Source organism: Mesorhizobium sp. B3-1-7, from assembly GCF_006439385.1.
Classification (GTDB): domain Bacteria; phylum Pseudomonadota; class Alphaproteobacteria; order Rhizobiales; family Rhizobiaceae; genus Mesorhizobium.
Genome location: NZ_VFTL01000004.1, coordinates 187,993 through 202,829, shown reverse-complemented (window position 1 = coordinate 202,829; position 14,837 = coordinate 187,993). Strand labels below are relative to the sequence as shown.

The window sequence follows — 14,837 nt, the reverse complement described above, 5'->3', positions numbered from 1 at the left end:
AGCGCCGTCGGGCCGTCATGTTGCAATCAGGGTGCCCAGAACACCTCTATTGGTCTCGGCGCCGCCTCGAGCACTCTGCGGATGGGCTTCTCGGCGCCAGGACCCATCGCGCCGTTGAACGCGGCGCGCTTGTCCTCGCCTTCGATATGGAGCGCGACGAAGCCGGCGGCGACGATGCGCGCCATCGACAGCGTCAGCCGCGGCTCGCCGCCGCTCGCCGCGTGCACCGGCAGCACGATCCGCCGCGAGGCAGGGTCGAGCAATTCCTCGAGGTTGCCGGCATCGGGAAAGAACGAGGCGGTATGGCCGTCGCCGCCCATGCCGAGGACCACCACGTCGAGCGGCCAGGGCAGCGCCTGCAGTGCTTCGCTGTCCGCCGCGGCTGCGTCCTCGATGCTTGCCGCCTCATGGTAGAGCGGCACGAAGCGTGCCGCGGCTGCCTTGTTCTGGAGCAGGTTCGCCGCCACCAGCCCGGCATTCGAGCGCGGCGAGGACGGCGGCACAAAGCGCTCGTCGACCAGCGTCACGATGACCTTGTCCCAGGCGATCGGCGCGGTCGACAGCGCGGCGAAGAGCTTCGCCGGCGTGGTGCCGCCGGACACCGCGAGCAGCGCGGTGCCGCGTTCCGAGATGGCGCCGCTCAGCCGGTCGGCAATCTGCCCGGCAAGCGCCGTCGCCAGGTCCTGGCGATCGGCAAAGCCGTTCCAGCCGTAACGGACTTCGCTCAATTGCTCTCGTGCCATGTCCGTCCGTCACGTTCGATCAAGGCAATCGAGGCCGACGGCCCCCAGGTTCCGGCCGTGTAGCCCTGAGCTTCCTGCCTGGCGCTTTCCCAGGCGTTCTGGATCGGGTCGATCCACTTCCAGGCCGCTTCGACCTCGTCGCGGCGCATGAAAAGGGTCTGGTTGCCGCGCACCACATCCATGATCAGTCGCTCATACGCGTCCGGCGCGCGTCCCTGGAAGGACTGTGCGAAGCTCATGTCGAGCGAGATTTGGCGCAGCCGCATGCCGCCCGGTCCCGGGTCCTTGATCATGATGTACTGCTTGACGCCTTCGTCCGGCTGCAGCCGGATCACCAGTTGGTTGGCGAAGATCGGCCCGGCGCTCTCGCCGAAGATCGAATAGGGGATCGGCTTGAACTCAATGACGATTTCCGAGACGCGGGTGGCGAGCCGCTTGCCCGTCCTCAGGTAGAACGGAACTCCGGCCCAGCGCCAGTTGCCGATCTCGGCCTTGATGGCGACGAAGGTCTCGGTGTTGCTGTCCTTGCCGAGTTCCTCGACGTAGCCCTTGACCGGACCGCCAGCCGAGGCGCCGGCGCGATACTGGCCGCGCACCGTGTGCTTGGGCGCCTCATTGCCGTTGATGCGCTTTAGCGCCCTCAGCACCTTCAGCTTCTCGTCGCGGACGGCGTCGGCGTCCATCGACGACGGCGTCTCCATGGCGACCAGGCAGAGCAACTGAAGCATATGGTTCTGCACCATGTCGCGCAGCGCACCCGCCTTGTCGTAGTAGGTTACGCGATCCTCGAGCCCCACTGTTTCGGCGACCGTGATCTGGACATGGTCGATCTGGGCCGAGTTCCATAAAGGCTCGTAAAGCGCGTTGGCAAAGCGCAGCGCCATCAGGTTCTGGACCGTTTCCTTGCCGAGATAGTGATCGATGCGGAAGATCTGGCTTTCGTGGAAATCGTCACCCACCGCGTCATTGAGCGCCCGCGCCGAGGTGAGGTCGCGGCCGATCGGCTTCTCCAGCACGATGCGCGAGCTCGGCGTGATCAGCTTGTGCTCCTTCAACTGATGCGAAATGTCGCCGAACAGCGCCGGCGCCACGGCGAGGTAGAAGGCGCGGATGCGGTCGCTGTCGCCGATTGCCTTCTTGAGTTTGTCGAAGCCGGTGCCGGTCGTCGCGTCCGCCGAGACATAGGAAAGCCTGGCCAGGAAGCTCTCCAGCTCCTTGGCGTCGATATCGGCCGGCTTCACATGCTGCGATATCGCCTTCTTGGCGAAGGCTTGGAATTCGGCATCGGTCATTTTTGCGCGCGAGGTGCCGATGATGCGCGTCGGCTCGGAGAACTGGTGGCCGCACTGGCGGTAGTAGAGCGATGGCAACAGCTTGCGTTCCGACAGGTCGCCGGTGCCGCCGAAGATGATGAAGTCGAAGGGATCGACAGGAATGATCTGGCTGGTCATGGTCAGTCCGATTTGATGCCGGGCGCCGGCAGCGTGGTTGGTATATTCTAATCGATTTAAATTTTCCAGTGCCATGGTGTCACATGCGAGGACCAATCGCTTGCACTTGCATCGGTCCACATGTTTCCCGACACTCACGCCGCCGGCAGGCCCGTCGGGCAAGCCACGGCTTCCGGAAGCGTTCGCGGCTGCAGCATAGAACGCGAATGTGACGAAAGCTAAGGGAGATGTAGCCTGGCTCGCGGTGGGCCGGGCGGCAGGGGGAAAAGTCACGTCAAGCTGCGGAATCCAATGAGCGGGAAAAGCATGCGTCTGGAAAACAAGGTCGCCGTCATCACCGGTGCCGCGTCGGGCTTCGGCGAAGGCATGGCCAAGCGCTTTGCCGAAGAGGGCGCGTGCGTGGTTGTCGCCGACCTCAACGCCAAGGGCGCCGAGCGGGTGGCCGAAGAGATCGGCGAAAGCGCGATCTGGACCCAGACCGACGTTTCCCTGCGCTCCGAATTCGACGAGATGATCTATGCCGCCAAGAGCGCTTTCGGCCGCATCGACATCATGGTCAACAATGCGGGCTTCACCCATCGCAACGGCGACATGCTTGGCGTCGATGAGGAAACTTTCGACCTGATCACCGCGGTCAACATGAAGGCGATCTATCACGCGGCACTTGCCGTTGTGCCGATCATGGACCGGCAGGGAGGCGGCGTCATCCTGACCACGGCCTCGACGGCCGGGCTTCGGCCGAGGCCAGGCCTGACCTGGTACAACGCCTCCAAGGGCTGGGCGATCACCGCCACCAAGTCGATGGCGGTCGAACTGGCGCCGAAGAACATCCGCGTCAACTGCCTCTGCCCGGTCGCCGGCGAGACCGGCATGCTGGAGAAGTTCATGGGCGCCGACACGCCGGAGATCCGTGAGAAATTCCGCGCCTCGATCCCGCTCGGCCGGCTCTCGACGCCGCTCGATATCGCCAACGCGGCGCTGTGGCTCGCCTCGGATGAAGCCGCCTTCATCACCGGCGTGGCGCTGGAGGTCGACGGCGGCCGCTGCATCTGAGCCGCTTCAGGTGGCGCATGGCAGCTTTATGCGCGGTCAAGCCGAGTCCCATTTGACTTCATGGTCCGTCAAAACGATAACGGATCGGAGTAGGGGAATTGGCGCGTGGTTAAGGTCAGGCTGCGTGAAATTCGCAATGATCTGGGCTGGCGATTGCGTCGCTATCGGGCAAACCGTGCGCGTGCCCAAAGCAAGGCTGTCTTCATCGGGATAACCGGCAGTTCCGGCAAATCGACGGCAACCAGCTTGCTTGGGCATATCCTGGCCGGTCACGGCACGGTCCATACGCAAGTTCTGGCCAACACGCTCAACGCACTGGTCCGCACGCTCTACAAGCGCATGAAACGCGCGGGCGAAGTCGACTACGTCGTCTTCGAAGCTGGCGCGTATGAGCCCGGTTCGATCCGAGGCATGGCGCAAATGCTGAAGCCGGACGTCGCGCTCGTGACGATGATCCGGCTGGAGCATGTCGGCAAGTTCAGGACGCTGGAAGCTGTTGCGCGGGAAAAACGGGCGCTGGTCGATGCGTTGGAGCCCGGCGGACTCGCGATCTTGAACGCCGACGACCTACATGTGCTTGACATGGCTTCGGGCGCAACGTGCCGCGTCGCGACTTTCGGTCAGTCGGAGGCCGCGGACTATCGTGTAACAGACATCCATGCCGCGTATCCGGACCTGCTCAGATTTTCGCTTCGATGGCACGGTGGCGACATACACATGCAGACACCATTCCCCGGCGAGCACTTCTGGCTGCCGACAGCCGCTGCCGTCGTCACGGCGCTGGAACTTGGTGTTCCACCGGAGAAAATCGCCGCAAGGACCGCATCCTTCGAACCTCTGGCCAACCGCTGCACGGTGCTGGTGACCGATCGGGGTCCACAGTTCATCGTCGATGCTGCCAAAGCGCCCTGGCATTCGCTGAACATTGCGTTCGAGATGATGGCCAAAGCGACGGCCGTTCGTAAACGGATCGTCGTCGGACAGATTTCCGACTACACCGGTTCGTCGAGAAAGTATGGCACTGCTTACGGTATCGCGCGCGACGTCGCCGACGAGGTCATCTATACCGGCGACAATGCCCACCGCTCACGCGCCAGCCAGGCCGACCGCGACAGCGGGCGTTTCGTGGAGCTTCGCACCCCGAAGGAAGTCTCCGATCACATCAAGCAGACCGCCGTCCCCGGAGAACTGATCCTGCTGAAGAGCTCATCCAACCTTCATCTGGAGAGGATCGCGCTGGCCTGGACGCACGACATCAGGTGCTGGATTCCAGCGTGCGGCAAGAAAGAGGCCTGCCAGACTTGCGGCCTCTACGAAGTGCCGTTCGAAGACCACAAGTCCTTCATCGCGGATCTCAGGCTTGAGCGCAGGAAAGGTCGGCTCGGACGGCTGCTTGGCGGATTGGGCCTTATGCGCCGGTCTTGATGTAGCTTTTGTAGACCCAGCCGTGCTTGCCGTTATAGACGATCTCGCACCATTTCTTACAATTCATCACCTGCACCGATGCCTTGGCCGGCACCGTGGCGATTGCGGCGGCACCTTTCTTCGGGCCTGAGCGCATGGTCACCGCCCTCAAGACGCGCCCGTTTGCGGCCGCGCTGGCTCTTTGAGCTTTCGGCTCAGGCTGTGCCGAGCTGTCCGTTGCTGCCGGTTGCGGATCTGGAACCTGCGGCTTGGCTTCGGGAATGGCGGCGGTTTGGGCGCCGTCCATCGTGTCGCCCGGCTTCTTCGCTGCCGCTGCTGTCTCGCTGGCGGAACCGGCGACCTGCGACAGCGCGTCCGAAGCGTCGTTCTCGGCATCGGCCTCGGCAAAGGCCGTATCGGTCGATTGCGCGGGGGCCGTGTCGGCGGCCTGCTTGAATGGAGCTGGCTGGTTCTCGGCCGGGGCAGGTGGCGTCTTGGCATCGGAAGCCGTCCAGCGAGGGTTGTTTGATGCCAAGGCCGGAATGTTGGCTTCGCGGGCCGCCGTCGTGGGCGTTACCGCATCCCCCTTGCGCGCGGCCTGCGGCGCCGTCGCCACAGTGACCGCCGCTGCCGCCGGAGCGACTTTCGTGGTCTTCACCGGAATTGTCGGAACGATCTGCGCGGCATTTGCCGCGGTCACTTGCCGGTCACTGCCCGGAACGCACAGCCACAGCGCCACCGCGGCCACGCCGAGCAGCGCGGCGGTGCCGACCGCTGCAATGACCAGATGCGCGTTCGACTGTACCTTCTGCCAGAAGGATGGCCGTACGTTGTAGCCGAACTGCATTGTAAAGCGCTGCCGTTCCGGCGCGCCGAAACTGAAGGGCTCGTTCACTCAAACCACCTCCAACAAGCGGGCCGACGTTCTTTCGATCATTGCCGTAACGATTGGCTTCGATCGGCATCGGTCCCGAAATCTTTGCGGGCAGGCCCGCGAAATCCCCGGATTTTCGCCCATAATTGCATCTTTTACTGCTGATTATGGCATGAGTGAGCCAATTTGCGAAATTCTGCGCGCCTGTTAAGGCTTCCACAACCTGCCGCGTGGAAGCGCCGGTATCGAATCGGCGGCTTCGGCTGGACGGCCAGCTTCAAATCCTGTCACGCAACGCGAACCAGTTCAGCGCCAGGAACAAGAGCGGCGCCCGCAAACGCCGACCGCCCGGGAAGGCGGGAATTTTCAGATCCTCGATCAATTTCAAGCGGTCGCGATTGCCGGCAACGGTCTCGGCATAGAGCTTGCCGAAGAAGTTCGACAGCATGACGCCGTGGCCGGAATAGCCGCCCATCGAAATCACCTTCGGCATCACTTCGCGCACGAACGGCTTTCTCGGCACCGTGATGCCGACATAGCCGCCCCAACCATGCGTGATCTCGACATCCTTAAGGTCCGGGTAGAGCTCGGCGATCTGCTTTCGGATGTGGATATGGATGTCCTTCGGATCGTTGACGGCATAGACCTCGCGGCCGCCGAACAGGAGCCGTCCGTCCTTCGACTTGCGGAAATAGCGCACCACGAAACGGGAATCGTCGACCGACTCGCCGCCCGGCAGCACCTTGGAGGCGGCGCCGAGCGGCACGGTCGCGCCAATGAAGGAGCCGATCGGCATGATGTGAGCCGCGCTCACCGGCTCCAGGTTGCCACCATAGGCATTGACGCCGATCAGGCATCTGTCGGCTGCGATCGTGCCCCTGGGCGTCGTGACCGTCACCTTGCCGCCATTGGAAGCGATGCCGGTGGACGGCGTCTGCTCGAAGAGATGCGCGCCGGCGGCCGCAGCCACTCTCGCCGTGCCGATCACCAGCTTCAGCGGATGGATGTGGCCGGTGCCGATGTCGCGGGCCCCGCCGAAGTAGCGCGTCGAGCCGAGCCGCTCCGCTGTCTCCGCCGCGTCCATGAAGCTGACATGCGGGTAGCCGAAGCGGTTCGCCATGATCTCGGCGTGGCGCTTGTAGTCGTCGACATAGCGCCGCTTGTGCGCCACCGAAAGCTGGCCCGGCATGTAGTCGATGTCGATGGCGTTGGCGGCGGCGAAGTCCAGAAGATGCGCCTTGGCTTCTTCCGCCATGTCGAACAGCGCCCTGGCGCGGGAGAGGCCGTATTCGGCCTCCAACTCCTCCGCCCAGGCGCGCTGGCCGGTGCCGAGCTGGCCGCCATTGCGCCCCGACGCGCCGTCGCCGAAGCGATAGGCCTCGATCAGCACGACATTCGCGCCGGCTTTGGCGAGATGCGCGGCTGCCGAGAGGCCAGTGAAGCCGCCGCCAATAATGACGACGTCACATTGGCGATCACCATCTAGCGAAGGGTATTCGGGCCGAGGCCCGGCCGTATCCTCGTACCACGAGCGGCCCGGGGAAATGGGAGACTGATAGGGCATGATCAGTGCCCTATACGTTCAACAAGAGATACTCCCGCTCCCACGGGCTGATCACTTCCATGAAGGTCTCGAACTCGGCGCGCTTGATCGCGGTGTAGGTGGCGGCGAAGGATTTGCCCAGGATGGCGCCGAGCTCCTTATCGTCCTCGAACAGGCCGACGGCCTCCAGAAGACCACGCGGCAGGTCGATTTCATCCGCATTGGCGGTCGTCAGCACCGGCGGTTCCGCCTTGATCTTGTTGCTCATGCCGACCAGCCCGCATGCAAGCGAGGCCGCCAGCGCCAGATAGGGGTTGGCGTCGGAGGACGGGATGCGGTTTTCAACGCGTCGCGCCGCCGGATCCGAGCGTGGCACGCGGAAGGCGGTGGTGCGGTTGTCGTAGCCCCATTTGTTGTTGACCGGCGCCGAAGCCTGCTGCGTCAGCCGGCGATAGGAATTGACGTAGGGCGCGAACATCACCAGCGCGTTCGGCACATGCTTCTGCATGCCGCCGATGAAGTAGAAGAACGCATCGGTCTCCGAGCCGTCCTCGGCCGAAAAGATGTTCCTGCCGGTCTTCTTGTCGACGACCGACTGGTGGATATGCATGGCCGAGCCCGGCTGCCCCTGGATCGGCTTTGCCATGAAGGTGGCGTAGATCTCGTGCTTCAGCGCCGCCTCGCGGATGGTGCGCTTGAACATGAAGACCTGGTCGGCGAGCTCGATCGGATTGCCGTGGCGCAGATTGATCTCGAGCTGGCCGGCGCCTTCCTCATGGATCAGCGTGTCGATCTCCAGGCCTTGCCGTTCCGAGAAATGGTAGATGTCGTCGATCAGTTCGTCGAATTCGTTGACGCCCGCGATCGAATAGCCGGCGCCGCCGCCGATCGGCCGTCCCGAACGTCCGACCGGCGGCGTCAGTGGATAGTCCGGATCGGGGTTCTTGCGCACCAGGTAGAATTCGATCTCGGGCGCCACCACCGGTCTCAACCCGCGCTCGTCATAGGCGGCCAGCACGCGCTTCAGCACGTTGCGGGGCGTGAACTCGACCGAGCGGCCGTCCTGGTGAACGAGATCGCAGATGACCGCGGCCGTCGGATCCTCTTCCCAGGGCACGACGGTCAGCGTCGAAAGATCGGGCAGCAGCTTCAGGTCGCCGTCGTCCTCGGGATAATGGAAGCCGTTGCCGTCCTCGGGATAGCCGCCGGAGATCGTCGTCATGAACACGGCCGAAGGCAGCGCCAGCGAGGTGTTGGAAGTGAATTTCTTGGACGGCATCATCTTGCCGCGGGCGACGCCCGCCTGATCGGGCGTGATGCACTCGATGTCCTCGATGCCGCGCCATTCGAGCCAGGCGCTGGCTTCCTTCCAGTTCTTCACACCACGCTGGTTTTTCAGGAATGCAGGCGTGCGGGCGCGTCCCCCCCGGCTTGACGGACGGACTTCCTTTTTTTCAGGCGGCATCATTCACCAGATTGTGTTGCGGATTTCGAACTATAGCCGGGCGCTACGGGGGAAGGGAAGGGGAGGCGGTTTACGCGAGTTCTCGAAGCGCCATGACGAGCTGGATCGGATCGCTGTCCTGGGAGCTTTCCAGGATACGCTCCAGCTCGCCTTTCCACGAATTCAGCATGCACCCCAGCTAGAGCTAGCAGTGCCCGGCAAACGCGTCTACACCACGCGTTCGTGAGGAGGATGACGTCGCAATGTCCGCTCTTACCACAATCGGTTTCGATGCCGACGACACGTTGTGGCAGAACGAGCAGTTCTTCCGCATGACCGAACAGCGCTTCATCGCCATGCTTGCCGAGCACGGCGACGCAAGCCGGATTTCCGCGAACCTGCTTGAAGCCGCAAAGCGCAATCTCGGCGTCTATGGCTTCGGCATAAAGAGCTTCATGCTGTCTATGATCGAGACGGCGATCGAGGTTACCGAAGGCCGCGTTCCGGCCTCGACGATCGCGGAAATCCTGGCTGCCGGCCGCGACATGCTCAGCCACCCGATCGAGCCGCTGCCGCATGCGCGTGAGACGGTCGAGAAGCTGGCAGGCAGCTATCGCCTGGTGCTGATCACCAAGGGCGACCTCATGGACCAGGAGCGCAAGCTGGCGCAATCGGGGCTGGGCGAGCTCTTCGACGCCGTCGAGATCGTCAGCGACAAGAGCGCCGCCACCTATGCCCGCATCTTCAGCCGCCATGGCGACGGACCGCAAAGGAGCATGATGGTCGGCAACTCGTTGAAGTCGGACGTCATCCCGGCCATCGACGCGGGCGGCTGGGGCATCTATGTCCCGCACGATTTGACCTGGGCGGCCGAGCACGCCGAAGCGCCGGTCGCGGCGCCGCGTTTCCGGCAGATCGCTGACCTGAGCGAACTGCCCGCGCTGATCGAAGGCATCGCCGCTGCAGGCTGACCAGCTTTAGGGGTCTTAGCCGCGCCCGACCAGGCGATCGACCACCGGTTGCAGCCTCTCGGGCGTAATCGGCTTGGCAACCACCGCATCGATCACGCTCGACAGGCCGAGACTTTCCGGCGTGCCACTTCGGGTTGAAAGCAGGATCACTGCGGGCAACGGCTTGCCGGAGGCGCGCCGCAGCGCGTCGATGGCCGACATCAGCCGGTCGCAATCCTTGTTGTCCGGGCCGCCGTCCAGGATGACGGCGCCGGGCAGTTGGCCGGTCAGCGTCTTCTCGGCAGCCTCGGGCGGTTCCGAGATCGGCTTCAGTCCCGATTTCTCGACGATTTTCGACACCACGACGCGGTTGATCGACGATTTTCCGACGACGAGCACTTTGGAAAAATCCGCAGCGATCGCGCCTGTCCGGGCTGCCGGTTTCGAGCGTTTTTCGGAGTGGTCGTCACGGTCGGGGGGACACATCGGCGGGCTGGCACTCTGGTTCAATGCAGGGTTGAAACCTGAGGCACAATTGGGTGAGATCGCGGCCGGTGTCAAGCTGAAACGGTCGAGGTCGAAAATATAGCAAGAAATCCGAGATTCAGAGCAAGTCGTACCACTTGACGGTGAAGGCAAACCGAAAAAAGACGATAGTCTCCCGAACGTATAGCGCGCGGGAGACTATCGCCGAGACTGTTGACGTCACGTCAAGTGTGGCTCCGCTGGGTAACGATCACCGGGATCAAAAGGTCTCCCCAGTTGCCGTCGCCGCCATGGTGCCTGGCCGAGCGGACCAGTTCCACCGAGACGCCGGCCTCGACTGCCTTCATGACCGACTGGTTGAGTCGGTGCAGATCGTTGGCGAGCATGCGGATCGTCGCCTGCTGGTCGACGCTCATCGCGCTCGATTGTTCTTCTGCCCTTTCCTTGACACGGCTTATCGATGCCATTGCTCTTCTCCTCGATGTAGATGCCCTGCGGGCGTTTCCTCTGGTTGCTATCCGTTACTCGGCCGCCGGCCTGAACTGGGCGTGCTCGGTCGATTCATGCATGGCGGTGGTCGAAGACCGGCCGCCGGTGATCGCCATCGACACGGCGTCGAAATAGCCGGTGCCGACCTCGCGCTGGTGCTTGGTCGCCGTATAGCCGTTGGCCTCCGCCGCGAACTCGGCCTCCTGCAGTTCCGAATAGGCGGCCATCTGCCGGTCCTTGTAGCCGCGCGCCAGCTCGAACATGCCGAAGTTCAACTGGTGGAAGCCGGCCAGCGTGATGAACTGGAACTTGTAGCCCATCGCCCCGAGCTCCTTCTGGAACCTCGCGATCGTGGCGTCGTCGAGGTTCTTCTTCCAGTTGAAGGACGGCGAACAATTGTAGGCGAGCAGCTTGCCCGGATGGTGCTTGTGCACACCCTCGGCGAATTTCCTGGCCTGCGCCAGATCGGGCTTCGAGGTCTCGCACCAGATCAGGTCGGCATGCGGCGCATAGGCTACGGCGCGCGCGATGCAAGGCTCGATGCCGTTCCGCACATTGTAGAAGCCCTCGACCGTGCGGCCTGCATCGTAATCGACAAAAGGCCGGTCGCGCTCGTCGATATCGGAGGTCAAAAGCTTCGCCGCCTCGGCGTCCGTGCGCGCCACGACCAGTGTCGGCGTGCCCATGACGTCGGCCGCAAGGCGCGCGGCGTTGAGGTTGCGGATATGCGCCGCCGTCGGGATCAGCACCTTGCCGCCGAGATGGCCGCATTTCTTTTCCGACGCCAGTTGGTCCTCATAGTGGACGCCCGCGGCGCCGGCTTCGATGAAGGCCTTCATGATCTCGAAGGCGTTGAGCGGGCCGCCGAAGCCGGCTTCGGCATCGGCCACGATCGGCGCGAACCAGGTCTCGACCGATAGCCCCCTGCCTTCGGACGTCTCGATCTGGTCGGCGCGCTGCAAGGTGCGATTGATGCGCTTGACCAGTTCCGGCGCCGCATTGGCCGGGTAAAGCGACTGGTCCGGATACATCGCCGACGCGGTGTTGGCGTCGGCGGCCACCTGCCAGCCCGAGAGATAGATCGCCTTCAGCCCGGCCCGAACCTGCTGCATGGCCTGGTTGCCCGACATGGCGCCCAGCGCGTTGACGAAGTCCTCCTCGTGGATGAGCTTCCAGAGCCGGTTCGCACCCATCTCGGCCAGCGTCTGGCGAATCTGCACGGAGCCGCGCAACCGCTTCACATCCTCTGGCGAATAGGGACGCTCGATGCCGTCGAAACGGCCTTCCGGCGCGGAGGGGACGAGGTTGTAAAAATCGGTCATTGGTCACTCCGGATCGTTTGGAACTGCTTCAGCGCGGCATCGCAATCCTATAGCCTTGCGATGTCTACGTGTGACATCGTTTACATTGCAGCGCGAAAAGCGCCCAGAAAAACCACCGCTCGGCACTAAAAATAAAGGAAAAGCTGTGTTGTCATTGACAGGCTATCTCTGTAAATTTGTCACGATTGTAAAAACGGCGTAATGGACGCCGGACTCGATATTCATGTAAATTCTTGTCAAGGATGGCACGGATGGCCGACCAGAAGATCTTCGCCGGTCCGCGGCTGCGCCGGCTGCGCAACGCCAGAGGCCTGACCCAGACGGCGATGGCCGAGGGACTGGGCATCTCGCCGTCCTACCTCAACCTGATCGAGCGCAACCAGCGCCCGCTGACGGTGCAGCTCATTCTCAAGCTGGCCTCTGTCTACAAGGTCGATCCGCATGAATTGCAAGCAGAGACGAAAGGCTCGATCGCGGCGTTGCGCGAAGCGTTCAGCGATCCGCTTCTTGCCGGCGAACTGCCTGGCGATCAGGAACTGATCGATCTCGCCGAGACCGCGCCGAACGCCTCGGCGGCGATGGTAAAACTGTTTCGCGCCTACCGCGAACAGGCTGAGCGCCTGTCCGACCTCAACCAGCTTCTGGCCAAGGAGGGCAGGGCAACCGCGCTGTCCGGCACGCGCCTGCCTGCCGATGAAGTCCACGAAGTGTTCGAGCGCCGGCCGAATCACTTCGCTTCGCTGGAGGAGGAGGCGGAAGCTTTCACATCGGTGCTCGAACCCGGCGACGACCTGTCCGGCGCGCTCAAGGCCTGGCTGAGGCGCGAGCATGGCATCGTCGTCAAGGTGCTGCCGGTCGCCACCATGCCCAACTGGCGTCGCCGTTACGACCGCCATTCGCAGCGCCTGTTCCTCTCCGAGCGGCTGTCGCCTTTCGACCAGCTGCGCGAAGTCGCCATGGAGGCGAGCCTGATGCGCATGTCGGTGGCCATCGCGGGCGAGCTCCAGGCGCTGAAGCTCGGCACCGACGAGGCCCGGCGGCTCGCCCGCTTCGAGCTCGGCCGCTATGCCGCGCATGCGCTGATGATGCCCTATCAGGCTTTCCATGCGGCGGCCGTTCGCGCCCGCTACGACATCGACGTCTTGCGTTCCCGCTTCGGCGTCTCTTTCGAACAGGCGGCCAACCGACTGACCATGCTGCAGCGGCAGGGCGCATCGGGCGTGCCGTTCTTCATGCTGGAAGTCGACAATGCCGGGAACCGCTTCCGCAAGGGCGGCAGCCAGGGCTACCCGCAGAGCCGCTTCGGCGGCGGCTGCCCCAAGCTTCCGGTCCATGCGGCCTTCTCGCAGCCGGGCCAGATCCTGGTCGAGGCGCTGGAAATGCCCGATGGCGCCGAGTTCCTGTGCATCGCCCGCACGCTGGAAGGTCCGCAAGGCGCCTTCTCCGAACGGCCGCGGCGCACCGCGCTCTTGCTCGGCTGCGATATCGGCTTCCGCGACGAGATCGTCTACGGCGCGGCGCTGCCGGCCGGAGCCGCCGGCAAGTCGGGGCAAGGCTTCGCCACGCCGGTAGGCCCCGCCTGCCGGCTTTGCGAGCGCGTAGGCTGCCTTGCGCGCGCCGAGCCGCCGGTGACGCGGCCGCTCGGCCTCGACGAGATGGTGACGGGCCTCAGCGCCTTCGATTTTCAGGGATGATATGTCACGCGAGCCTGCGCATCGGTCTCGGGTCTGACTGTGTCGAAGTAAACCGCGGAGAGGTTGTCCTACATTTGAGCGAATGCTGGATCACGCATGGCTTTGTACTTTGCGCTACGCGATTGAGACACAGTCCCGTCGTTTGAGACACAGAATCCCTGTTGTCCTTGGTGCATCGTGTCGAACGCAACTCGCTGACAAGTCATGCCCATGACCGATACCGCCCCGTCCCCCGTCGCCCCGCCGCCCGTCGCCCCGTCGCCTGTCGCTTTGCCAGCCGTCTCGCCGCGCGAGGAGCGGATCGGCATGCTCCTGGTCTTTCTTTCGGCGCTTATGTGGAGCTTCGGCGGCACCATCGCCCGTTTCATCCATGTCGGCGACAGCTGGACCGTGGTGTTCTGGCGTTCGCTGTGGGCCGTGGCCTTTCTCATCGCCTTCATGCTGTTCCGCGACGGTTGGCGCGGTACCCTGAACCTCTTCCGGCATATGGGCCTGCCCGGCCTCGGCGTCGCCTTCTGCTTCGCCACCGCCTCGACCAGCTTCGTGGTGGCACTTGCCTACACGACCGTCGCCAACATCCTCTTGATGCAGGCCGGCGTGCCGCTGCTGGCGGCGCTTCTTGCCTGGCTCCTGTTTCGCGAACGGGTCAGCCCGGCGACCTGGATCGCGATTGCCGCCGTCATCGCCGGCGTCGCCATCATGGTCTCCGAATCCCTGGGCGGCGCCGTCTCGCCGATCGGCGACGGCCTGGCGCTACTGATCGCGGTCATGTTTTCGGTGGCGACCGTGATCACCCGGCGCTTTGCCCATGTGCGCATGGTGCCGGCCAATTGTCTCGCGGCGCTTTTCGCTGGCGCTTTCGCCGCTTCCCAGGCCTCGGCGTTCGCGGTTTCGGAGCGGGATATGGGCTTTCTCTTCGCCTTCGGCGTCATCAACCTTGGCGTCGGCCTCGCCTTTTTCGCCATGGGCGCGCGGCTGGTGCCGGCGGCGATCGCGGCGCTGCTCGGCACCTTCGAGCCGATCCTTGGGCCGATCTGGGTCTGGCTCGTCCATTCCGAAGTGCCGTCGGTGCGCACCATCATCGGCGGCGCGGTCGTGGTCACGGCGCTGCTCGTCCATATCGGCCTGGAGTTCAAGCGCCAGACGCGGCCGGCGCGTCCCGGCGTCACCGGCCTGCCGTCGCCCAATTGACGATAGGCAGCCTTCCCCATTGACAACCCAGTTGCCGGGCGGGCAGGCTGCAATTACGGCAACAACAAGACAGGCGTATCTTGCCAAGTGTCTCCGCCGGCCCGCTCGGGACCGGACAGCATCGTGATAGCTATGCATACGCCGCGATCAATGCCGCTGACGCCGCCCGGGTGCCTTGCCGGGAAGGCCAAAC

General features: G+C 63.8%; 13 protein-coding genes. 5 read left to right on the top strand and 8 right to left on the bottom strand.

Annotation, left to right across the window (positions count from 1 at the left end):
• Positions 1-26: 26 nt before the first annotated feature.
• Together pgl and zwf are read right to left on the bottom strand one after the other, a co-directional pair.
• A complete protein-coding gene (gene pgl / locus FJ417_RS05215) occupies positions 27-743 on the bottom strand; it encodes a 6-phosphogluconolactonase (protein ID WP_140782725.1) in 717 nt (238 codons plus the stop codon).
• Positions 725-2,194, bottom strand: a complete 1,470-nt coding sequence (zwf, locus tag FJ417_RS05210) for a glucose-6-phosphate dehydrogenase (RefSeq protein ID WP_140782724.1) — start codon at positions 2,192-2,194, stop codon at positions 725-727. The genes pgl and zwf overlap by 19 nt, the downstream gene beginning before the upstream one ends.
• A gap of 306 nt (positions 2,195-2,500) precedes the next feature.
• Here zwf and FJ417_RS05205 point away from each other — a divergent pair, with 306 nt between their 5' ends.
• Positions 2,501-3,247: an SDR family oxidoreductase gene (locus FJ417_RS05205; RefSeq protein WP_140782723.1), complete on the top strand. Its 747-nt coding sequence runs from the start codon at positions 2,501-2,503 to the stop codon at positions 3,245-3,247.
• A 105-nt stretch (positions 3,248-3,352) separates the two neighbouring features.
• Positions 3,353-4,672 (top strand): Mur ligase family protein, encoded by a 1,320-nt coding sequence (locus tag FJ417_RS05200; protein ID WP_140782722.1) that lies wholly within the window; start codon positions 3,353-3,355, stop codon positions 4,670-4,672.
• On the opposite strand, the gene FJ417_RS05195 is transcribed toward FJ417_RS05200, so the two are convergent.
• The 3 genes from FJ417_RS05195 to FJ417_RS05185 all read right to left on the bottom strand — a co-directional run bounded on the left by FJ417_RS05195 (position 4,656) and on the right by FJ417_RS05185 (position 8,533).
• Complete coding sequence (locus FJ417_RS05195; RefSeq protein ID WP_140782721.1) at positions 4,656-5,546, bottom strand: SH3 domain-containing protein; 891 nt, start codon at positions 5,544-5,546, stop codon at positions 4,656-4,658. The genes FJ417_RS05200 and FJ417_RS05195 overlap by 17 nt on opposite strands.
• 256 nt (positions 5,547-5,802) lie before the next feature.
• Complete coding sequence (locus FJ417_RS05190) at positions 5,803-7,089, bottom strand: FAD-binding oxidoreductase (protein ID WP_140782720.1); 1,287 nt, start codon at positions 7,087-7,089, stop codon at positions 5,803-5,805.
• A 10-nt stretch (positions 7,090-7,099) separates the two neighbouring features.
• Complete coding sequence (locus tag FJ417_RS05185) at positions 7,100-8,533, bottom strand: glutamine synthetase family protein (RefSeq protein ID WP_140782719.1); 1,434 nt, start codon at positions 8,531-8,533, stop codon at positions 7,100-7,102.
• 242 nt (positions 8,534-8,775) lie between these two features.
• On the opposite strand from FJ417_RS05185, the gene FJ417_RS05180 reads away from it, so the two are divergent.
• Entirely contained in the window at positions 8,776-9,483 is a 708-nt protein-coding gene (locus tag FJ417_RS05180) for an HAD family hydrolase (protein WP_140643682.1), read from the top strand.
• A gap of 15 nt (positions 9,484-9,498) precedes the next feature.
• Here FJ417_RS05180 and FJ417_RS05175 read toward each other — a convergent pair whose 3' ends face one another.
• The 3 genes from FJ417_RS05175 to aceA all read right to left on the bottom strand — a co-directional run bounded on the left by FJ417_RS05175 (position 9,499) and on the right by aceA (position 11,759).
• Positions 9,499-9,882: a response regulator gene (locus FJ417_RS05175; protein ID WP_140655498.1), complete on the bottom strand. Its 384-nt coding sequence runs from the start codon at positions 9,880-9,882 to the stop codon at positions 9,499-9,501.
• A 290-nt stretch (positions 9,883-10,172) separates the two neighbouring features.
• Entirely contained in the window at positions 10,173-10,415 is a 243-nt protein-coding gene (locus FJ417_RS05170) for a hypothetical protein (protein WP_140782718.1), read from the bottom strand.
• Positions 10,416-10,469: 54 nt separating this feature from the next.
• Positions 10,470-11,759 carry an isocitrate lyase gene (gene aceA / locus FJ417_RS05165; protein ID WP_140782717.1) on the bottom strand — a complete coding sequence of 430 codons (1,290 nt, stop codon included), beginning with the start codon at positions 11,757-11,759 and terminating at the stop codon, positions 10,470-10,472.
• Positions 11,760-12,010: 251 nt separating this feature from the next.
• Here aceA and FJ417_RS05160 point away from each other — a divergent pair, with 251 nt between their 5' ends.
• On the top strand, positions 12,011-13,453 hold the full coding sequence (locus FJ417_RS05160) for an XRE family transcriptional regulator (protein WP_140782716.1): 1,443 nt from the start codon (positions 12,011-12,013) through the stop codon (positions 13,451-13,453).
• Between the two features lie 306 nt (positions 13,454-13,759).
• Entirely contained in the window at positions 13,760-14,644 is an 885-nt protein-coding gene (locus FJ417_RS05155) for a DMT family transporter (RefSeq protein WP_181183156.1), read from the top strand.
• Positions 14,645-14,837: the final 193 nt, after the last annotated feature.